The 20708-nt window shown below is 70.3% G+C and carries 18 protein-coding genes; 16 read left to right on the top strand and 2 right to left on the bottom strand.

All coding sequences use genetic code 11. The features are described from left to right. Positions 1–39: 39 nt before the first annotated feature. Positions 40–588, top strand: a complete 549-nt coding sequence (locus tag ACFY16_RS22565; RefSeq protein ID WP_390648932.1) for an HIT family protein — start codon at positions 40–42, stop codon at positions 586–588. An 88-nt stretch (positions 589–676) separates the two neighbouring features. Here the strand turns inward: ACFY16_RS22565 and ACFY16_RS22570 are convergent, their stop codons facing one another. Continuing rightward, on the bottom strand, positions 677–2332 hold the full coding sequence (locus ACFY16_RS22570) for a hypothetical protein (RefSeq protein ID WP_390648933.1): 1656 nt from the start codon (positions 2330–2332) through the stop codon (positions 677–679). A gap of 221 nt (positions 2333–2553) precedes the next feature. Further along, positions 2554–4752, bottom strand: coding sequence for an elongation factor G-like protein EF-G2 (locus ACFY16_RS22575; RefSeq protein ID WP_390648934.1), 2199 nt, complete (start codon positions 4750–4752; stop codon positions 2554–2556). Positions 4753–5061: 309 nt separating this feature from the next. Between ACFY16_RS22575 and pgsA the strand changes: the two genes are divergently transcribed. The 15 genes from pgsA to ACFY16_RS22650 all read left to right on the top strand — a co-directional run bounded on the left by pgsA (position 5062) and on the right by ACFY16_RS22650 (position 20551). Further along, on the top strand, positions 5062–5799 hold the full coding sequence (gene pgsA, locus ACFY16_RS22580) for a phosphatidylinositol phosphate synthase (RefSeq protein ID WP_390648963.1): 738 nt from the start codon (positions 5062–5064) through the stop codon (positions 5797–5799). Further along, positions 5796–6716, top strand: a complete 921-nt coding sequence (locus ACFY16_RS22585) for a phosphatidylinositol mannoside acyltransferase (protein WP_390648935.1) — start codon at positions 5796–5798, stop codon at positions 6714–6716. Before pgsA ends, ACFY16_RS22585 begins: the two co-directional genes overlap by 4 nt. After that, the gene (locus tag ACFY16_RS22590; protein WP_390648936.1) at positions 6713–7876 is read left to right on the top strand and encodes a glycosyltransferase family 4 protein; all 1164 of its coding nucleotides are present in this window, start codon (positions 6713–6715) and stop codon (positions 7874–7876) included. Before ACFY16_RS22585 ends, ACFY16_RS22590 begins: the two co-directional genes overlap by 4 nt. Before the next feature lie 119 nt (positions 7877–7995). Next, complete coding sequence (locus ACFY16_RS22595) at positions 7996–8538, top strand: hypothetical protein (protein ID WP_390648937.1); 543 nt, start codon at positions 7996–7998, stop codon at positions 8536–8538. 112 nt (positions 8539–8650) lie between these two features. Further along, positions 8651–9565 (top strand): pyridoxal 5'-phosphate synthase lyase subunit PdxS, encoded by a 915-nt coding sequence (gene pdxS / locus ACFY16_RS22600; RefSeq protein WP_390648938.1) that lies wholly within the window; start codon positions 8651–8653, stop codon positions 9563–9565. 7 nt (positions 9566–9572) lie between these two features. Further along, positions 9573–10181, top strand: coding sequence for a pyridoxal 5'-phosphate synthase glutaminase subunit PdxT (gene pdxT, locus ACFY16_RS22605; protein ID WP_390648939.1), 609 nt, complete (start codon positions 9573–9575; stop codon positions 10179–10181). Positions 10182–10229: 48 nt separating this feature from the next. Beyond that, positions 10230–10982, top strand: a complete 753-nt coding sequence (locus ACFY16_RS22610) for a YebC/PmpR family DNA-binding transcriptional regulator (protein WP_390648940.1) — start codon at positions 10230–10232, stop codon at positions 10980–10982. Positions 10983–11234: 252 nt separating this feature from the next. After that, the gene (ruvC, locus tag ACFY16_RS22615) at positions 11235–11765 is read left to right on the top strand and encodes a crossover junction endodeoxyribonuclease RuvC (RefSeq protein ID WP_390648941.1); all 531 of its coding nucleotides are present in this window, start codon (positions 11235–11237) and stop codon (positions 11763–11765) included. Beyond that, positions 11762–12367 carry a Holliday junction branch migration protein RuvA gene (gene ruvA, locus ACFY16_RS22620; RefSeq protein WP_390648942.1) on the top strand — a complete coding sequence of 202 codons (606 nt, stop codon included), beginning with the start codon at positions 11762–11764 and terminating at the stop codon, positions 12365–12367. Before ruvC ends, ruvA begins: the two co-directional genes overlap by 4 nt. A gap of 201 nt (positions 12368–12568) precedes the next feature. Then, positions 12569–13636, top strand: a complete 1068-nt coding sequence (gene ruvB, locus ACFY16_RS22625; protein WP_390648943.1) for a Holliday junction branch migration DNA helicase RuvB — start codon at positions 12569–12571, stop codon at positions 13634–13636. 164 nt (positions 13637–13800) lie between these two features. Beyond that, on the top strand, positions 13801–14304 hold the full coding sequence (yajC, locus tag ACFY16_RS22630) for a preprotein translocase subunit YajC (protein WP_390648944.1): 504 nt from the start codon (positions 13801–13803) through the stop codon (positions 14302–14304). Positions 14305–14434: 130 nt separating this feature from the next. Further along, a complete protein-coding gene (gene secD, locus ACFY16_RS22635; RefSeq protein WP_390648945.1) occupies positions 14435–16198 on the top strand; it encodes a protein translocase subunit SecD in 1764 nt (587 codons plus the stop codon). 1 nt (position 16199) lies between these two features. Beyond that, positions 16200–17315, top strand: coding sequence for a protein translocase subunit SecF (gene secF, locus ACFY16_RS22640; protein ID WP_390648946.1), 1116 nt, complete (start codon positions 16200–16202; stop codon positions 17313–17315). Then, complete coding sequence (locus tag ACFY16_RS22645) at positions 17312–17851, top strand: adenine phosphoribosyltransferase (RefSeq protein ID WP_390648947.1); 540 nt, start codon at positions 17312–17314, stop codon at positions 17849–17851. The genes secF and ACFY16_RS22645 overlap by 4 nt, the downstream gene beginning before the upstream one ends. 171 nt (positions 17852–18022) lie before the next feature. Then, positions 18023–20551 (top strand): RelA/SpoT family protein, encoded by a 2529-nt coding sequence (locus tag ACFY16_RS22650; protein WP_390648948.1) that lies wholly within the window; start codon positions 18023–18025, stop codon positions 20549–20551. Positions 20552–20708: the final 157 nt, after the last annotated feature.

A 20708-nucleotide genomic window follows, 5' to 3' on the forward strand; every position in this document is an offset into this window, starting at 1 on the left:
CGACACGCCGCGAACGGGCGAAGCCATATGCTGCCTTGCATGACGAGTGAGCCGGAGCAGCAGATCGGAGTGGGGACGCAGGACGCGTTCCAGCGCCTGTGGACGCCCCACCGGATGGCCTACATCCAGGGTGAGAACAAGCCGACCGGCCCGGGGGCCGACGACGGCTGCCCCTTCTGCGCGATCCCGGCCAAGTCCGACGAGGACGGGCTGATCGTCAGGCGGGGCGAGCACGTGTACGCGGTGCTCAACCTCTACCCGTACAACGGCGGCCACCTGATGACCGTGCCCTACCGTCATGTCGCCGACTACACGGACCTGACCGAGGCGGAGACCGTCGAGCTCGCCGAGCTGACCAAGCAGGCGATGACGGCCCTGCGCACCGCCTCCGGCGCGCACGGCTTCAACATCGGCATGAACCAGGGCACGGTGGCCGGCGCGGGCATCGCCGCCCACCTCCACCAGCACATCGTTCCCCGCTGGGGCGGCGACACGAACTTCATGCCGGTCGTCGGTCACACGAGGGTGCTGCCGCAGCTGCTGGCGGACACCCGGAAGATGCTGGCGGAGGCCTGGCCGACGGCCTGATGCGCCGACGAGGCCGGCACCCCGGGGGCGCGCAGCCCCCAGGGTCAGGCACCCAGCTGTCGCCGACACCTGCCCGGCCGCCGGAGGCCTATGCGTCGTAGAGGTCGGCCTTCTTGGGTGAGGCGTCCTGCACCGCCGTGCTGAGGAACGCCGATCGCGTCCCGAACTTCTCGATGTCCACGCCGTTCTCCTCCAGGACCCGGATCGCGGCCGAGTGCACCACCCGCAGCACCGGCGTGGCCGCGCGCAGCGCGTCGTCGGCCATGAAGCGGTGCCGCCACGGCTGATCCGCCCAGGCGTGCCGCAGACCGAACGGCTCGGGCAGGGCTATCGTCCCGCCGAGCCAGTTCAGCAGGGGCGGATACCAGGTGAGCGGGGCGCGGACGGCGAGCCGGACCACCTCGTTGGTGGTGACCAGGGGAAGCTTCACCGTGCGCATCTCCCACGGCTTGAAGGACTTCGCGACCTCCTTGGTCGGCGCCTCCGGCTTGGTCGTGAACAGCGGGTTCACCGGACCGAGCGCATGGCCGGTGACCTCGATGCGCAGGGTGGAGTGCAGCACGGTCACCGTGATCAGCATGGTGATGACCAGCTGTCCGTCCCACAGCGTCCACTGCACGCCGAGGTAGTGCCGGTCCCCGGCCCCGAACTGCTGCTTGTTGCAGATGTCCTGTATCGCGTGTTGCTTGACCTGGTAGGCGTCCACGTCCGTGCCCTGGGGCCGGGAGACCTCCTTCGCGTTCTCCCCGATCGGCGTGACGATCCAGTGCCGTATCGACGCCTTCGGGAAGCCGCCGGTGTTCAGCAGGTCGCGCTCCAGCATGCGCAGCTGGTCGTGGACGGAGCGGATGACGTCCCAGCTGCGGAAGGGGTGGATCTCCCGGGTGGGGTCGGCCGGCGTCAGGTCCTCGGCGAGCTGCCAGGAACCCCAGCGGGTGCCCATGCCGAGGATGCCCTTGGGCCCGGCGTAGAAGACGGAGTTCGACTGCTGCTCGGCGCTCAGCTTGGCCAGCGACTGGCGCAGCTGCTCGGCAGCGGTCTCGCGGGGGCTGCTGGGCACCGCCTCGGGGACCTTGGCGCCGACGCTGCTGCCCGACAGGAGGCTGCCCCAGCGCTCCCGCAGATCCTTGGCCGTGTGCTCGCAGATCCGCCGGGCCGACAGCCAGCCGACCACGGGCATGACGACCGCCGCGCGGGCGTACCACGCCCAGAAACCCGTGAAGGGCATACGGATCAGGAAGATCACGGCGAGCGCGCCGACGGCGACGAGCAGGGTGGTGGCCAGGGCGGAGGCCCGCTTGTCGTCGCGCTTGTCGATGTTGGTCCGGATCGTGAAGACCAGCAGCCAGACCAGCAGCCCCGGCAGGAAGATCAGACCGCACAGCACCATCACCGCGGTCAGCCGGTTGTCGCGGTCCCGGCGGATGTTGTTGGCGGCCAGACAGTGCTCCACGACGACCTGCGGCTCGGCACCGAAGGACTGGATGAGCGGCTTGCGGCCGCTGCCCAGCATGCGGTCCACCACGGCTCGGGAGAAGGCCTCGCCGAGGTTGGGCCGCAACAGCGAGACCTTCCCGGCCTTGACGGTCGACTGGTGCCACTCGTTGTCGGCCTTGGTTATCTCCTCGACCGGGTTGTCCCGGTAGGCCGCCGAGGCCAGCGCGAAGGTGGCCGTCTGGCCCTCGTCGCCCGTACGCGGCACCTGTGGTCCGAAGATGTCGCCGTAACCGCTGTCCACGGTCATTCCCGCCCCCGATCGCCGCCCATGCCCGCTTCTGCGGCCTTCCCGACTTCCCTGCCCCGCACACCTGTTGATCAGGTCATCAGCGTATCCGCAGGCACCGACATTCGTCGGCGGACCGCCGAAGCGGTCCGCCGACGCGGAGGGGAGCATTCCAGTGCGGCCGGTGGTGCGGTGGTGTATGGCCGTACCACGCAAGCCGGTTGTGCGCGGTCGTGCGCCGACTACGAGGCGTCCTGCGTCTGTTCACGAACCCTTTCGGCGATCTGCGGTGGCATCGGCTCGTGCCGCGCGTACGTGCGGTTGAAGCGGGCGGTGCCGTGCGACAGCGACCGCAGGTCGACGGCGTACCGGCCGATCTCGATCTCGGGCACCTCCGCCCTGACGAGGGTGCGCCCGGTGCTCACCTGTTCGGTGCCGAGCACCCGGCCGCGCCGCCCGGACAGGTCGCTCATCACCGCGCCCACGTAGTCGTCGCCGACCAGGACGGTCACCTCGGCCACCGGCTCCAGCAGGTGGATCTTCGCGTCGGCCGCGGCCTCCCGCAGCGCGAGCGCGCCCGCCGTCTGGAAGGCGGCGTCGGAGGAGTCCACCGAGTGCGCCTTGCCGTCCAGCAACGTGACCCGGATGTCGACGAGCGGGTGTCCCGCTGCGATGCCCCTGGCGGCCTGGGCCCGGACGCCCTTCTCCACCGACGGGATGAACTGCCGTGGCACGGCACCGCCGACCACCTTGTCGACGAACTCGATGCCGGAACCGCCCGGCAGCGGCTCGACCTCGATCTCGCAGATGGCGAACTGCCCGTGCCCGCCGGACTGCTTCACGTGCCGCCCGCGCCCGGCGGACTTCGCCGCGAACGTCTCCCGTAGGGAGACCTTGTGCGGGACGACGTCGACCTGGACGCCGTAGCGGGAGCGCAGCCGTTCCAGGGCGACGTCCGCATGGGCCTCGCCCAGGCACCACAGGACCACCTGGTGGGTGTCCTGGTTCTGCTCCAGGCGCATCGTCGGGTCCTCGGCGACCAGCCGGCCAAGCCCCTGCGAGAGCTTGTCCTCGTCGGCCTTGCTGTGCGCCTGGATGGCGAGCGGCAGCAGCGGGTCGGGCATCTGCCAGGGCTCCATGAGGAGCGGGTCGTCCTTGGCCGAGAGGGTGTCCCCGGTCTCCGCGCGGCTCAGCTTCGCCACGCACGCCAGGTCACCCGCGATGCACTGGGCGAGCCCCCGTTGCTGCTTGCCGAACGGAGCCGACAGGGCGCCGATGCGTTCGTCGACGTCGTGGTCCTCGTGGCCGCGGTCCTCCAGGCCGTGTCCGGAGACGTGGACCGTCTCGTCGGGACGCAGGGTGCCGGAGAAGACGCGTACGAGGGAGACCCGGCCGACGTACGGGTCGGACGCCGTCTTCACCACCTCGGCGACGAGCGGCCCGGCGGGGTCGCAGACCTTCAGCTCGCGCGCCTTTCCGTCGATGGTGGTGACCCTCGGCGCCTCGCGCTCCAGCGGCGTCGGGAAACCTCCGGTGATCAGTTCGAGCAGCTCGACCGTGCCGATTCCCTGCCGGGCGCCCTCGGCCGCGGGGGCGGCGGCCAGGACGGGGAAGAACGTCCCGCGCGCGACGGCCCGCTCCAGGTCGTCCACCAGCGACTTCAAGTCGATCTGCTCGCCGCCGAGGTAGCGGTCCATGAGGGTCTCGTCCTCGCTCTCGGCGATGATCCCCTCGATCAGGCGGTTGCGGGCCTCCTCGATCCCCGGCAGCTGGTCCGGTCCGGGCTCGGACTCCTTGCGCTCCCCGGAGGAGTAGTCGAACAGCTCCTGCGACAGCAGCCCGGTCAGTCCCGTCACGGGCGCGTGCCCGTCGGGCGCCTGCGGGCCGTGCAGCGGCAGGTACAGCGGCAGTACGGCGTCGGGGTCGTCCCCGCCGAACGTCTCCGCGCAGACCCGGGTCATCTCCTCGAAGTCGGCCCGGGCCGCCTCCAGGTGCGTGACGACGATCGCGCGCGGCATGCCGACGGCCGCGCACTCCTCCCACACCATGCGGGTCGAGCCGTCCACCCCGTCCGACGCCGAGACGACGAAAAGGGCCGCGTCCGCCGCGCGCAGACCGGCCCTGAGCTCTCCGACGAAGTCGGCGTATCCGGGGGTGTCGAGAAGGTTGACCTTGATGCCGTCCCATTCGACGGGCACCAAGGACAGCTGTACCGAGCGCTGCTGCCGGTGCTCGATGTCGTCGTAGTCGGAGACGGTGCCGCCGTCCTCCACGCGGCCCGCCCGGTTCACCGCTCCCGCGGTCAGCGCGAGAGCCTCCACCAGAGTCGTCTTGCCCGAACCGGAGTGGCCGACCAGCACCACATTCCGTACGGACGCGGGGTGGTCGGCCGCCGTAGCCCTGCCGGCGGCTCCGGGGTGTGCGTTCGCCTTGTCGCCCATGGCCTTGCCTCCCGTGCACGGTGAGGTCACTGTGGGCGCGGACATCCGGGATCCGCGTGCGGTGGCGGCTCCGATGACGCCCGCGGTCCTTCGAGCTTTCCACTCCTGTCACGGTGCGTCCATACGACGGACGCGATCGCGCCACTCGGCCGGCCCACGGGAGCCGCGACCGCGCCGTGACCCGGATGCCGTCAGGCCGTGCCACGGACTGCGGGGGCCCGCCCGTCGCCCACACGCGCGTGGCTACGGCCGTGGAGTTCGCGGCCGAGCGCGGGAGCGTTTCGTCGCCCACGCGCGCGCGTGACTACGATGGGCCAGCCGGTGGCCAGCAGGGGCCGCTCGGCCACACCGACCCTCGGGAAGGCCATGCTGAACAAGTACGCGCGTGCATTCTTCACGCGTGTCCTCACACCGTTCGCCGCGTTTCTCATCCGTCGCGGCGTCAGCCCCGACACGGTCACGCTGATCGGTACCGCCGGGGTGATGGCGGGCGCGCTGGTCTTCTACCCCCGGGGCGAGTTCTTCTGGGGCACGATCGTCATCACGCTGTTCGTCTTCTCGGACCTCGTCGACGGCAACATGGCCCGCCAGCTCGGCCGCACCAGCCGCTGGGGCGCCTTCCTGGACTCCACGCTCGACCGGGTGGCCGACGGCGCGATCTTCGGCGGCTTCGCGCTCTGGTACGCGGGCAACGGCGACGACAACGTGCTGTGCGCCGTCTCCATCTTCTGCCTGGCCAGCGGCCAGGTGGTGTCGTACACCAAGGCGCGCGGCGAGTCGATCGGCCTTCCGGTCGCCGTCAACGGGCTCGTGGAGCGCGCCGAGCGTCTGGTGGTCTCGCTGGTCGCGGCCGGGCTCGCCGGCCTGCACAAGTTCGGCGTGCCCGGCATCCAGTACCTGCTGCCCGTGGCGCTGTGGATCGTCGCCGTCGGCAGCCTCGTCACGCTGATCCAGCGCGTGGTCACGGTCCGCAGGGAGTCCGCGGAGGCGGAGGCGGCCGCGGCCGGGCAGGAGAACGCGTCGCGGGGGAGCGGGGCCGCGAAGTGAGCGCACAGGAGCGGCTGACGGACGCGCTGTACGGCCTCTGCTGGAGCACCGTCAAGAAGCTCCCCGAGCCGGTCGCCGTGCGGCTGGGCCGGACCGTCGCCGACCTCGTCTGGAAGCAGCGCGGCAAGGGGGTGCAGCGCCTGGAGAGCAACTACGCGCGCGTGGTGCCCGACGCGAGCCCCGAGCGCCTCGCCGAGCTCTCGCGCGCGGGCATGCGCTCGTACCTGCGCTACTGGATGGAGTCCTTCCGGCTGCCCGCCTGGAGCGCCGAGCGCGTCAAAAACGGCTTCGTCCCCAAGGACCTGCACCATCTGACCGACGGTCTCGCCTCCGGCCGAGGCGTGATCCTCGCGCTGCCGCACCTGGCGAACTGGGACCTCGCCGGCGCCTGGGTCACCACCGAACTTCAGACGCCCTTCACCACGGTCGCCGAGCGCCTGAAGCCGGAGACCCTGTACGACCGCTTCGTCGCCTACCGCGAGGGCCTGGGCATGGAGGTCCTGCCGCACAGCGGCGGCTCCGCCTTCGGCACGCTGGCCCGGCGGCTGCGCGACGGCGGCCTGGTCTGCCTGGTCGCCGACCGGGACCTGTCCGCCTCCGGCGTCGAGGTCAAGTTCTTCGGCGACACGGCCCGGATGCCGGCCGGCCCCGCCCTGCTCGCCCAGCAGACGGGCGCGCTGCTGCTGCCCGTCACACTCCGGTACGACGAGTCACCCGTCATGCGGGGCCGTGTTCATCCCCCGGTCGAGGTACCCGAGACAGGTACACGGGCCGAGAAGACGTCTGTCATGACACAGGCGCTGGCCGATGCCTTCGCCACCGGCATCGCCGACCATCCGGAGGACTGGCACATGCTCCAGCGTTTGTGGCTCGCCGATCTCGACCCCGCCCCTTCTCCTCCCGGAGGGACCGCGTGAGGATCGGGATCGTCTGCCCGTACTCCTGGGACGTGCCGGGCGGCGTCCAGTTCCACATCCGCGACCTCGCCGCGTACTTCATCCGCCTCGGCCACGAGGTGTCGGTCCTCGCACCCGCCGACGACGACACCCCCCTGCCGCCGTACGTCGTCTCGGCCGGCCGCGCGGTCCCGGTGCCGTACAACGGGTCGGTGGCCCGTCTGAACTTCGGCTTCCTGAGCGCCGCGCGCGTACGCCGCTGGCTGCACGACGGCCGGTTCGACGTGATCCACATCCACGAGCCGACGTCGCCGTCGCTGGGTCTGCTGGCCTGCTGGGCGGCGCAGGGCCCGATCGTGGCCACCTTCCACACGTCCAACCCCCGCTCCCGGGCCATGATCGCCGCGTACTCGATCCTCCAGGCCGCCCTGGAGAAGATCAGCGCGCGGATCGCCGTGAGCGAGTACGCCCGCCGCACCCTCGTCGAACACCTGGGCGGGGACGCGGTAGTGATCCCCAACGGAGTCGACGTCGACTTCTTCGCCGGGGCCGAGCCCAAGCCCGAGTGGCAGGGCGACACGATCGGCTTCATAGGGCGCATCGACGAGCCCCGCAAGGGCCTGCCCGTGCTGATGAGGGCGCTCCCGAAGATCCTCGCCGCCCGCCCGCGGACCAGGCTCCTGGTCGCGGGACGCGGTGACGAGGAGGAGGCGGTGGAAAGCCTTCCCGAGGAGCTGCGCTCCCGAGTGGAGTTCCTCGGGATGGTCAGCGACGAGGACAAGGCGCGTTTTCTGCGCAGCATCGACCTGTACGTCGCGCCCAACACCGGCGGCGAGAGCTTCGGCATCATCCTCGTCGAGGCGATGTCGGCGGGCGCCCCGGTGCTCGCCTCCGACCTCGACGCCTTCGCGCAGGTCCTCGACCGGGGGGCGGCGGGAGAGCTCTTCGCCAACGAGGACGCCGACGCGCTGGCCGAGGCGGCGGTACGCCTCCTGGCCGACCCGGCACGCCGCACCGAGCTGCGGGAGCGCGGCAGCGCCCACGTACGGCGCTTCGACTGGTCGACGGTCGGCGCGGACATCCTGTCCGTGTACGAGACGGTCACGGCGGGGGCCGCCGCGGTGGCGACGGACGACCGGAGCCCGGGGTTGCGGGCGCGGTTGGGGTTGGCGCGGGACTGAACGGGCGGGAGTGGCGACTGCCCGGCGTAGCCGGGTGGGGGAGCGGGTCCGGCAGGGCTGGGTGAGGGCGGTCCGCCTGACGGCCGCTGCCCGCCCCCGCCCCGGTAGCCTTGCCGCCCGTGACCGCAACCCTCATCTGGATCCTCGTCGTCCTCGTGGCGATCGGCCTCTACCTCAGCTGGACCGCGGGCCGGCTCGACCGGTTGCACGCGCGGATCGACGCGGCCCGTGCCGCGCTCGACGCCCAGTTGCTGCGCCGGGCCTCCGTGGCCCAGGAACTGGCGACCTCCGGGGTGCTCGACCCGGCCGCCTCGATCGTGCTGTACGAGGCCGCGCATGCCGCTCGGCAGGCGGAGGAGGAACAGCGCGAGGTCGCCGAGAGCGAGCTGAGCCAGGCGCTGCGCGCCGTGTTCGCGGATCCGCAGCAGGTCGAGGCCGTACGCGAGGCCCCCGGGGGAGAGGGGGCGGCCCGCGAACTCACGGAGGCCGTACGGAGGGTCCCGATGGCCCGGCGCTTCCACAACGACGCCGTGGGAGCGGCACGCCGACTCCGGGAGCACCGCAAAGTGCGCTGGTTCCGGCTGGCCGGACACGCCCCCTTCCCCATGGCCTTCGAGATGGACGACGAGCCGCCGGCTGCCCTGGCCGACCGCTCGGTTTAGGGTGCGGCTGCCCAAAAGGATCCACCGCCTTTCCATTGGCCCTTGCTGTGGCCTGGTCCAATCCCGTTTCCTCAGTGCTGCAGAAATCCTCTTCACCGAGTGAGGTCAACCCGTGTCCAGCACGATCCCCACCCCCGCCCAGACCCCCGAGACCGGCACGGCCCGCGTGAAGCGCGGCATGGCCGAGCAGCTCAAGGGCGGTGTGATCATGGACGTTGTCAACGCCGAGCAGGCGAAGATCGCCGAGGACGCGGGCGCCGTGGCCGTCATGGCCCTGGAGCGGGTCCCGGCCGACATCCGCAAGGACGGCGGCGTGGCCCGGATGTCGGACCCGAACATGATCGAAGAGATCATCGAGGCCGTCTCCATCCCGGTCATGGCCAAGTCCCGCATCGGCCACTTCGTCGAGGCCCAGGTCCTGCAGTCCCTCGGCGTCGACTACATCGACGAGTCCGAGGTCCTCACCCCGGCCGACGAGGTCAACCACTCCGACAAGTGGGCGTTCACCACCCCCTTCGTCTGTGGCGCCACCAACCTCGGCGAGGCCCTGCGCCGCATCGCCGAGGGTGCCGCCATGATCCGCTCCAAGGGCGAGGCCGGCACCGGCAACGTCGTCGAGGCCGTCCGCCACCTGCGCCAGATCAAGAACGAGATCGCCAGGCTGCGCGGCTTCGACAACAACGAGCTGTACGCCGCCGCCAAGGACCTGCGCGCCCCGTACGAACTCGTCAAGGAGGTCGCCGAGCTCGGCAAGCTCCCCGTGGTGCTGTTCTCCGCCGGTGGTGTGGCCACGCCCGCGGACGCCGCGCTCATGCGCCAGCTCGGCGCCGAGGGCGTCTTCGTCGGCTCCGGCATCTTCAAGTCCGGCGACCCGGCCAAGCGCGCCGCCGCCATCGTGAAGGCCACCACCTTCTACGACGACCCGAAGATCATCGCGGATGCGTCCCGCAACCTGGGCGAGGCCATGGTCGGCATCAACTGCGACACCCTCCCCGAGGCCGAGCGCTACGCCAACCGCGGCTGGTAACCCACCCATGAACGAAGCACCTGTGATCGGCGTCCTGGCCCTCCAGGGCGACGTACGGGAGCATCTCATCGCCCTGGCCGCGGCTGACGCCGTGGCCAGGCCGGTGCGGCGCCCCGAAGAGCTCGCCGAGATCGACGGCCTCGTCATACCCGGCGGCGAGTCCACGACCATCTCCAAGCTGGCCGTCCTCTTCGGAGTGATGGAACCCCTCCGCGCGCGCGTGCGGGCCGGTATGCCCGTCTACGGCACCTGCGCGGGCATGATCATGCTCGCCGACAAGATCCTCGACCCGCGCTCGGGCCAGGAGACGATCGGCGGCATCGACATGATCGTGCGCCGCAACGCCTTCGGGCGGCAGAACGAGTCCTTCGAGGCGTCGGTCGACGTCAGGGGAGTCGAGGGCGATCCTGTAGAGGGCGTCTTCATCCGCGCCCCGTGGGTCGAGTCCGTCGGCGCCGAGACCGAGGTGCTCGCCGAGCACGACGGCCATGTCGTCGCGGTCCGCCAGGGCAACGCGCTGGCCACGTCGTTCCACCCGGAACTGACCGGCGACCACCGCGTGCACTCGCTGTTCGTCGACATGGTCCGCGCGAACCGGGTGGCAGAGTCCTTGTAGGATCTCTGGCGTTCGTATCTGGATGGGTAACGCGAAGGAGACAGGCAGATGTCCGGCCACTCTAAATGGGCTACGACGAAGCACAAGAAGGCCGTGATCGACGCCAAGCGCGGCAAGCTCTTCGCGAAGCTGATCAAGAACATCGAGGTCGCGGCCCGGATGGGCGGTGTCGACATCGACGGCAACCCGACTCTCTACGACGCCATCCAGAAGGCGAAGAAGCAGTCGGTCCCGAACAAGAACATCGACTCCGCGGTCAAGCGCGGTGGCGGTCTCGAGGCCGGTGGCGCCGACTACGAGACGATCATGTACGAGGGGTACGGCCCGAACGGCGTCGCGGTGCTCATCGAGTGCCTCACCGACAACCGCAACCGCGCCGCCTCGGACGTCCGCGTCGCCATGACCCGCAACGGCGGCAACATGGCCGACCCGGGCTCCGTCTCGTACCTCTTCAACCGCAAGGGCGTCGTGATCGTCCCCAAGGGCGAGCTGACCGAGGACGACGTCCTCGGCGCCGTTCTGGACGCCGGTGCCGAGGAGGTCAACGACCTCGGTGAGTCCTTCGAGGTCATCAGCGAGGCCACCGACATGGTCGCGGTCCGCACGGCTCTTCAGGAAGCCGGTATCGACTACGACTCCGCCGAGGCCAACTTCGTCCCGACCATGCAGGTCGAACTGGACGAGGAGGGCGCCAAGAAGATCTTCAAGCTGATCGACGCGCTCGAGGACAGCGACGACGTGCAGAACGTCTTCGCCAACTTCGACGTCAGCGACGAGGTCATGGAGAAGGTCGACGCCTGAGCGCACCGGACAAGCGCACGGCCCGCCGAAGTCCTCTTCGGCGGGCCGTGCGTCATTCGGTGTCGGATCAGCCGTCGATGCGCTCCACGTCGCCGATGTGCTTGGAGTCGGCCGCTTTTGCCTTTCCTTCGAGCAGTCAGTGTGGCCTGGGTGTCCTGGGCGCTGCTCCCGGTCCGGGTGGCGGCGCGTTGTCGGTGCCGCCGGATAGCCTGACGCAGCAGGACGGACAGGGCGAGGAGGGGAAGGAGCGCGGTGCGCGTACTCGGTGTGGATCCAGGACTGACCCGATGCGGTGTCGGGGTCGTCGAGGGGGTCGCGGGACGGCCGTTGACGATGTGCGGCGTCGGTGTCGTCCGTACGCCGGCGGACGCCGACCTGGGCCACCGTCTCGTGGCCATCGAGCTGGGCATCGAGCAGTGGCTGGACGAGTACCGGCCCGAATTCGTCGCCGTCGAGCGGGTGTTCAGCCAGCACAACGTCCGGACGGTGATGGGCACGGCCCAGGCCAGCGCGGTCGCCACGCTCTGCGCCGCCCGGCGCGGCATCCCCGTCGCCCTGCACACCCCCAGCGAGGTCAAGGCCGCCGTCACCGGCAGCGGTCGTGCCGACAAGGCACAGGTCGGGGCCATGGTGACCCGCCTGCTGCGGCTCGACGCACCGCCCAAGCCGGCCGACGCGGCCGACGCCCTCGCCCTCGCCATCTGCCACATCTGGCGCGCCCCCGCGCAGAACCGACTTCAGCAGGCCGTCGCCCTGCACGCATCGAAAGGCCGCACCGCATGATCGCCTTTGTGAGCGGCACGGTCGCCGCACTCGCTCCCGATGCCGCGGTGATCGAGGTGGGCGGAGTCGGCATGGCCGTCCAGTGCACACCGAACACGCTGTCCACGCTGCGGCTCGGACAACCCGCCAAGCTCGCCACCTCCCTGGTCGTACGCGAGGACTCACTGACGCTGTACGGCTTCGCGGACGACGACGAGCGGCAGGTCTTCGTGCTGTTGCAGACGGCGAGCGGTGTCGGCCCGCGGCTCGCCCAGGCGATGCTCGCCGTGCACACTCCGGACGCCCTGCGCCGGGCCGTGGCCACAGGCGACGAGAAGGCCCTCACCGCCGTCCCCGGCATCGGCAAGAAGGGCGCCCAGAAGCTCCTGCTGGAGCTGAAGGACCGCTTGGGCGCGCCGACCGGCGCTCCCGCCGTGGGCACGGCGATCACCAGCGGCTGGCGCGACCAACTGCACGCCGCCCTCATCGGCCTCGGATATGCCACCCGCGAGGCGGAGGAGGCCGTGTCCGCCGTCGCCCCCCAGGCCGAGGCCGCCGGAGGCACGCCTCAGGTGGGCCAGCTCCTGAAGGCGGCCCTGCAGTCCCTGAACCGAGCCCGCTGATCCGCGGCGACCGTACCCGGCGGGCGACCGCGCCCCGACGAAACCCGAGGGGCACACTCCATGAACCGCGATCAAGCGCACGCCGTCCTGACAGGCCTGGGGTGCGCGCCTTCAGCGGGCCGACTCCGAGCCCGCTGATCCGCAGGCAACTGCCCCCCACTGAGCCACCGCGCCCCCTCCTGAGACCCCGAGGCACACTCCATGAACTGGGACGACCCGACCGACACCTCCGCGGAGCGGCTGGTGGGCCCTGTCGCCGACCGTGAGGACCAGGCCGTCGAGGCCGCCCTGCGGCCGAAGGACCTGGGCGAGTTCATCGGCCAGGAGAAGGTCCGTGAGCAGCTCGACCTGGTCCTGCGCGCCGCACGCGCGCGTGGCGCCACCGCCGACCACGTGCTGCTCTCCGGCGCCCCGGGCCTCGGCAAGACCACCCTCTCGATGATCATCGCGGCTGAGATGGGCGCCCCCATCCGCATCACCAGCGGCCCCGCCATCCAGCACGCCGGCGATCTCGCGGCCATCCTGTCCTCCCTCCAGGAGGGCGAGGTCCTCTTCCTCGACGAGATCCATCGCATGTCGCGGCCCGCCGAGGAGATGCTCTACATGGCGATGGAGGACTTCCGCGTCGACGTCATCGTCGGCAAGGGCCCCGGCGCCACCGCCATCCCCCTCGAACTGCCCCCCTTCACCCTGGTCGGCGCCACCACGCGCGCGGGCCTGCTGCCGCCCCCACTGCGCGACCGCTTCGGCTTCACGGCGCACATGGAGTTCTACGAGCCGGCCGAGCTGGAGCGCGTCATCCACCGCTCGGCGAACCTGCTCGACGTCGAGATCGACACCGACGGCGCCGCCGAGATCGCCGGCCGCTCCCGCGGCACGCCCCGCATCGCCAACCGCCTGCTGCGCCGCGTGCGCGACTACGCGCAGGTCAAGGCCGACGGCTTCGTCACGACGGAGATCGCCGCCGCGGCCCTGGCGGTCTACGAGGTCGACGCCCGCGGCCTGGACCGCCTCGACCGGGCCGTCCTGGAGGCACTGCTGAAGCTGTTCGGCGGCGGCCCGGTCGGCCTGTCGACGCTGGCGGTCGCCGTGGGGGAGGAGCGTGAGACCGTGGAGGAGGTCGCCGAACCGTTCCTCGTGAGGGAGGGACTGCTCGCCCGCACCCCCCGCGGACGGGTCGCCACCCCCGCGGCCTGGGCGCACCTCGGTCTCACCCCGCCTCGCTCCGCAGCCGGGGGAAACGGACAAGGGGACCTGTTCGGGGCGTGACGGCGCGGGCATTGGCAGGGTCAGGAACCCTGGTGCCATGCTGAGCGTTGTTCCATGCACGCGGACTCGCTTAGACTCCGCCGATGCCGCCTCTGTCGGCGGTACACATACCCCCAACCATCAGGCCGCTCACCACCGCGGTCGTGTGAAGGAAGTTCCGACCCGTGAGTCTCGTGACCCTCCTCCCGTTCATCGTGCTCATCGGGGCCATGTTCCTGATGACTCGGTCGGCCAAGAAGAAGCAGCAGCAGGCTGCGCACATGCGCAATGAGATGCAGCCCGGCAGCGGCGTCCGCACCATCGGGGGGATGTACGCGACCGTCAAGGAGGTCAACGACGACACGGTCCTCGTCGACGCCGGCCCGGGCGTGGAGCTCCTCTTCGCGAAGAACGCGATCGGTGCCGTCCTGACGGACGACGAGTACAACCGCATCGTCCACGGCATCGAGCACGACCTGAAGTCCGACACCGAGGTCGTCCCCGACGACGCCTCCTCCCTCACCGAGGCCGACGAGCCCGCCGACGAAGCTGCCGCCGCCTCCGGCGACAAGTCCGTCGACCTCGGCAAGAAGGACGCGGCCGAGGAGCCGTCCGACGACGCCGAGGTCGCCGAGGCGAAGACGGACGAAGAGCCGAAGAAGACCGACGGCGACTCCGACGCGAAGTAGGCCTGATCCGGGACACGCGGGACTGGTCCGCGTGTCCCGGGCGTGCATCTCGCAGGGGGTCCCCGACACCATGTCATGGCCGCTGCCGCGCTGACCCGGCGTGGGGCGGCCCGAGAGGGAGTACGAGAAGGTGGCAGCACCTAAGAAGGGCCGGAGCGCGAGCGCCCAGGGCAAGCCGGGGCGCTCGCTGGCCCTGATCCTGATCGCCATCGTGGCGCTCACCGGAGGGATGTTCGCCTCCGGGCACACGACTCCGCGTCTCGGCATCGACCTGGCCGGCGGTACGAGCATCACGCTCGAGGCGGTCCCCGAGCCGGGCCAGGAGTCCGCGATCAACAAGACCAACATGGACACCGCGGTCGACATCATGAACCGCCGTGTCAATGGTCTTGGCGTCTCGGAGACCGAGGTCCAGACGCAGGGCACACGGAACATCATCGTCAACATCCCCAAGGGCACGAACTCCGAGGAGGCCCGGGCACAGGTCGGTACCACCGCCAAGCTCTACTTCCGTCCGGTCCTCGCGACCGAGATCTCCGGCAGCGCCGCGACGGCCAGCCCGTCGCCGAGCGCCTCCGGCAGCTCTTCGAGCACGGCGAAGGACAAGGCGACCTCGTCCTCGTCCCCCTCCGGCTCCGCGACCCCGTCGTCGAGTGCCACCTCGCAGGGACGTGCGGTCACCGACGCCCTGAAGGCCGACTCCACGCCGTCGGCGAGCAGCTCGGCGTCCAGCAGCGCGACGGCCTCCCCGTCCCCGTCCGCCAGCAGCTCCACCGATGGCGCGACCGCCAAGCTCGAGGCGCAGTACACCGCGCTCAACTGCGCGGACGAGAAGGCCCGCGCCGCGGCCGGTAAGGGTGCCAAGCCCGAGGACGCGACCGTCGCCTGCGGCAAGAACTCGCAGAACCAGTGGCAGAAGTACATCCTCGGCGCCGCCGCGGTCGACGGCACGGACGTGAAGAAGGCCCAGGCCATCTACAACACCACGACCGCCGCGGGCTGGACCGTCACCATGGAGTTCACCTCCAAGGGCGCCAAGAAGTTCGGCGACATCACCGGCCAGCTGGCCAAGCAGCAGTCCCCGCAGAACCAGTTCGCCATCGTCCTGGACGGTGAGGTCGTCTCCGACCCGTCCGTCAGGGAGGCGCTGACCGGTGGCAGCGCGGAGATCTCCGGCAACTTCAGCCAGGAGGAGGCCCAGAGCCTCGCCAACATGCTGTCGTACGGTGCCCTGCCGCTGACCTTCAAGGAGCAGAGCGTCACCACGGTGACCGCCGCCCTCGGTGGCGACCAGCTGCACGCCGGTCTGATCGCCGGTGCCATCGGCCTCGCGCTGGTCATCATCTACCTGGTGCTCTACTACCGGGGCCTGTCGCTCATCGCGATCGCCTCGCTGCTGGTCTCCGCGGCCCTCACCTACGTGATCATGTCGCTGCTCGGCCCGACCATCCACTTCGCGCTGAACCTGCCGGCGGTCTGTGGTGCGATCGTCGCGATCGGTATCACAGCGGACTCGTTCATCGTGTTCTTCGAACGCATAAGGGACGAGATCCGCGAGGGCCGCTCGCTGCGCCCCGCCGTCGAGCGGGCCTGGCCGCGCGCCCGGCGCACCATCCTGGTCTCCGACTTCGTGTCGTTCCTCGCCGCCGCGGTGCTCTTCATCGTCACCGTGGGCAAGGTCCAGGGCTTCGCGTTCACGCTGGGTCTGACCACCCTGCTGGACGTGGTCGTCGTCTTCCTCTTCACCAAGCCGCTGATGACGATCATGGCCCGCAGGAAGTTCTTCGCGGACGGCCACAACTGGTCCGGCCTCGACCCGAAGCGACTGGGTGCCAAGCCGCCGTTGCGCCGCACCCGCCGTCCCTCCGCCCCCGCCGAGACGAAGGAGGCGTGAGATGTCGAAGCTCGGCAACCTCGGCGCCCGACTGCACCGTGGCGAGATCGGTTACGACTTCGTCGGCAACCGCAAGATCTGGTACGGCATCTCGATCCTGATCACCATCACGGCCATCCTCGGCCTGACGGTGCGCGGCCTGAACATGGGTATCGAGTTCGAGGGCGGTGCCGTCTTCACCACCCCGAAGACCAGCGTCTCGGTCGCGTCGGCGGAGACGTACGCGGAAGACGCGTCCGGCCACCAGGCGGTCGTGCAGAAGCTCGGCACGGGCGGCCTGCGCATCCAGATCTCCGGTGTGGACACCGACAAGTCCGACGCGATCAAGAAGGTCCTGTCCAAGGACCTGAAGGTCGACTCGGAGCAGATCGGCGCCGACCTGGTCGGCCCCAGCTGGGGCGAGCAGATCGCCAACAAGGCCTGGCAGGGCCTGGCGATCTTCATGATCCTGGTCGTGATCTACCTGGCGATCGCGTTCGAGTGGCGCATGGCCCTCGCGGCACTGGTCGCGCTGATCCACGACATCACCATCACGGTCGGCATCTACGCCCTGGTCGGCTTCGAGGTGACGCCCGGTACGGTCATCGGTCTGCTGACGATCCTCGGTTACTCGCTCTACGACACGGTCGTCGTCTTCGACAGCCTCAAGGAGCAGACGAAGGACATCACCAAGCAGACCCGCTGGACCTACAGCGACATCGCCAACCGGTCGATCAACAGCACCCTGGTCCGCTCCATCAACACGACCGTGGTCGCGCTGCTGCCGGTCGCGGGCCTGCTGTTCATCGGTGGCGGTGTGCTCGGCGCGGGCACGCTCAACGACATCTCGCTGTCGCTGTTCGTCGGCCTCGCGGCCGGTGCGTACTCCTCGATCTTCATCGCCACGCCGCTCGTCGCCGACCTCAAGGAGCGCGAGCCGCAGATGAAGGCCCTCAGGAAGCGGGTCCTGGCCAAGCGCGCCCAGGCCGCCGCCGAAGAGGAGCTCGCCGAGTCGCGGTCCGTCGACGTCCTGGACACCGATGAGCCGGAGGACGCCGCTCCCGCGGTCGTCGGCCCGCGCAACCAGCCCGCGTCCCGCACCCGGGGCCGCGGCCGACCGTCGGGGAAGCGCCGATGACCGACATCAAGGAACTCCTGCTCAGCAAGATCCGTGACGTGGAGGACTACCCGGAGCCGGGCGTGATGTTCAAGGACATCACCCCGCTCCTGGCGGACCCGGCGGCGTTCACCGCGCTCACCGACGCCTTCGCGGAGATCGCCGAGCGCACCGGCGCCACGAAGATCGTCGGCCTGGAGGCCCGGGGCTTCATCCTCGGCGCCCCCGTCGCCATCCGCGCGGGCCTCGGCTTCATCCCCGTACGCAAGGCGGGCAAGCTCCCCGGAGCCACCCTCAGCCAGGCGTACGACCTGGAGTACGGCTCCGCCGAGATCGAGGTGCACGCCGAGGACCTGAGCGCGCAGGACCGCATTCTGATCGTCGACGACGTGCTCGCCACCGGTGGCACCGCCGAGGCCTCGATCCAGCTCATTCACCGCGCGGGTGCCGAGGTCGCGGGCGCCGCCGTCCTGATGGAGCTCGGCTTCCTCGCCGGCCGCCCCCGCCTGGAGGCGGCCCTGAACGGAGCCCCCCTGGAGGCACTGCTCACCGTCTGACCGGCGGCGTACGGCATCGAGGCGGGCCCGGAGGAATCCGGCGCCCGCCTCTTGCGTTTCTCCGGTAGACGGCCCTCACATCGGCCTGAAGGCGATCCCGGAGCCGAGGATCGCTACGATGGGTGCTCCGGAGCCTGACCGGGGGACCCGGATCGCGCACGAGGAGTCCTCTTGGCAGACGAGGCCCAGCACCTGACCGCCGCCAAGCCCGAGCCCACCCCGGGCCCCGCGGCGACGCCCGCGCCGCACGCGAAGAACGACGCCCGTGGGCCGGTCGAGCACGACCGCTCCGCGCCCGTCGACAAGCCGGCCGAAGAGCAGCGCCCCAAGCCGGCGCCGCGCGAGCGCGCCGCGAACCCGCCCGCGGTGCGCCCGACGTCCGGCCAGCCCGCCCGTTCCGGCTCCTCCAACCGCGTCCGTGCCCGCCTCGCCCGCCTCGGTGTCCAGCGCGCCAACCCGTACAACCCGGTGCTGGAGCCGCTGCTGCGGATAGTGCGCAGCAACGACCCCAAGATCGAGACCGCGACCCTCCGCCAGATCGAGCGCGCCTACCAGGTGGCAGAGCGCTGGCACCGCGGCCAGAAGCGCAAGAGCGGCGACCCGTACATCACGCACCCGCTCGCCGTGACCACCATCCTCGCCGAGCTCGGCATGGATCCGGCCACGCTGATGGCGGGCCTCCTGCACGACACCGTCGAGGACACCGAGTACGGCCTCGACCAGCTCCGCCGCGACTTCGGCGACACCGTCGCCCTCCTGGTCGACGGCGTGACCAAGCTGGACAAGGTCAAGTTCGGCGAGGCCGCGCAGGCCGAGACCGTGCGCAAGATGGTCGTCGCGATGGCCAAGGACCCGCGCGTCCTGGTCATCAAGCTCGCCGACCGCCTGCACAACATGCGCACCATGCGCTACCTCAAGCGCGAGAAGCAGGAGAAGAAGGCGCGCGAGACCCTCGAGATCTACGCGCCACTCGCCCACCGCCTGGGCATGAACACCATCAAGTGGGAGCTGGAGGACCTCGCCTTCGCGATCCTCTACCCCAAGATGTACGACGAGATCGTACGACTGGTGGCCGAAAGGGCACCGAAGCGTGACGAGTATCTGGCCATAGTGACCGACGAGGTCCAGTCCGATCTGCGCGCCGCCCGCATCAAGGCGACCGTCACCGGCCGGCCGAAGCACTACTACAGCGTCTACCAGAAGATGATCGTCCGCGGCCGCGACTTCGCGGAGATCTACGACCTGGTGGGCATCCGCGTCCTCGTGGACACCGTCCGCGACTGCTATGCGGCCCTCGGCACGGTGCACGCGCGATGGAACCCGGTCCCCGGCCGGTTCAAGGACTACATCGCGATGCCCAAGTTCAACATGTACCAGTCGTTGCACACGACGGTCATCGGCCCCAACGGCAAGCCGGTCGAACTCCAGATCCGTACGTTCGACATGCACCGCCGCGCCGAGTACGGCATCGCCGCGCACTGGAAGTACAAGCAGGAGGCCGTCGCCGGCGCCTCCAAGGTGCGCAGCGACGCCCCCAAGTCGTCCGGCAAGGGAAAGGACGACCACCTCAACGACATGGCGTGGCTGCGCCAGCTGCTCGACTGGCAGAAGGAGACCGAGGACCCGGGCGAGTTCCTGGAGTCGCTGCGCTTCGATCTCTCCCGCAACGAGGTCTTCGTCTTCACGCCGAAGGGTGACGTCATAGCGCTGCCGGCGGGAGCCACCCCGGTGGACTTCGCGTACGCGGTGCACACCGAGGTCGGCCACCGGACCATAGGGGCACGGGTCAACGGCCGCCTCGTACCGCTCGAGTCCACCCTGGACAACGGCGACCTGGTGGAGGTCTTCACCTCCAAGGCGTCCGGCGCCGGCCCCTCCCGCGACTGGCTCGGCTTCGTCAAGTCGCCGCGCGCCCGTAACAAAATCCGGGCGTGGTTCTCCAAGGAGCGCCGCGACGAGGCGATCGAGCAGGGCAAGGACGCCATCGCGCGCGCGATGCGCAAGCAGAACCTGCCGATCCAGCGGATCCTGACGGGCGACTCGCTCGTCACGCTCGCGCACGAGATGCGCTACCCGGACATCTCCTCGCTCTACGCCGCGATCGGTGAGGGCCATGTCGCCGCGCAGAACGTCGTGCAGAAGCTCGTCCAGGCCCTCGGCGGGGAGGAGGCCGCCACCGAGGAGATCGACGAGAGCGTGCCGCCCGCGCGCGGCCGCGGCCGCAAGCGCCGCTCCAACGCCGACCCGGGCGTCGTGGTCAAGGGCGTCGACGACGTGTGGGTCAAGCTGGCCCGCTGCTGTACGCCCGTCCCCGGCGACCCGATCATCGGGTTCGTCACGCGCGGTAGCGGAGTATCGGTTCACCGCAGCGACTGCGTCAATGTGGAGTCACTGTCCCGCGAACCGGAGCGCATCCTCGACGTCGAGTGGGCGCCCACGCAGTCCTCGGTCTTCCTGGTCGCCATCCAGGTCGAGGCCCTGGACCGCTCCCGGCTCCTCTCGGACGTCACGCGCGTGCTGTCCGACCAGCACGTCAACATCCTCTCCGCGGCCGTCCAGACCTCCCGCGACCGCGTCGCCACCTCCCGCTTCACCTTCGAGATGGGCGACCCCAAGCACCTCGGGCACGTCCTGAAGGCGGTCAGGGGCGTGGAGGGCGTCTACGACGTGTACCGGGTGACATCGGCACGCAGGCCGTAGAGCGGCGCCGCAGGGGGCCGTAGAGCGGCCCCACGCATGCGCAGAGGCCCCCGTACGCCACGGATGCTGTTGGTTAATCCGGGGTCTTACGCCTTCTTCGCCCCGTCGGCCGTCTGGTCGGCGGGGCGAAGTCGTGCGAAGTGGCTGGTGCGTGTGC

Source organism: Streptomyces sp. NPDC001315 (assembly GCF_042896175.1).
Classification (GTDB): domain Bacteria; phylum Actinomycetota; class Actinomycetes; order Streptomycetales; family Streptomycetaceae; genus Streptomyces.

Excerpts from the sequence above, each read along its gene's own strand:
- ACFY16_RS22570 (WP_390648933.1), bottom strand. The coding sequence starts at position 2,332 with ATGACCGTGGACAGCGGTTACGGCGACATCTTCGGACCACAGGTGCCG.
- pdxT (WP_390648939.1), top strand. The coding sequence starts at position 9,573 with ATGAACGAAGCACCTGTGATCGGCGTCCTGGCCCTCCAGGGCGACGTA.
- ACFY16_RS22575 (WP_390648934.1), bottom strand. The coding sequence starts at position 4,752 with ATGGGCGACAAGGCGAACGCACACCCCGGAGCCGCCGGCAGGGCTACG.
- secF (WP_390648946.1), top strand. The coding sequence starts at position 16,200 with ATGTCGAAGCTCGGCAACCTCGGCGCCCGACTGCACCGTGGCGAGATC.
- ACFY16_RS22565 (WP_390648932.1), top strand. The coding sequence starts at position 40 with ATGACGAGTGAGCCGGAGCAGCAGATCGGAGTGGGGACGCAGGACGCG.
- ACFY16_RS22645 (WP_390648947.1), top strand. The coding sequence starts at position 17,312 with ATGACCGACATCAAGGAACTCCTGCTCAGCAAGATCCGTGACGTGGAG.
- ACFY16_RS22610 (WP_390648940.1), top strand. The coding sequence starts at position 10,230 with ATGTCCGGCCACTCTAAATGGGCTACGACGAAGCACAAGAAGGCCGTG.
- ruvB (WP_390648943.1), top strand. The coding sequence starts at position 12,569 with ATGAACTGGGACGACCCGACCGACACCTCCGCGGAGCGGCTGGTGGGC.
- pgsA (WP_390648963.1), top strand. The coding sequence starts at position 5,062 with ATGGGCCAGCCGGTGGCCAGCAGGGGCCGCTCGGCCACACCGACCCTC.
- ruvA (WP_390648942.1), top strand. The coding sequence starts at position 11,762 with ATGATCGCCTTTGTGAGCGGCACGGTCGCCGCACTCGCTCCCGATGCC.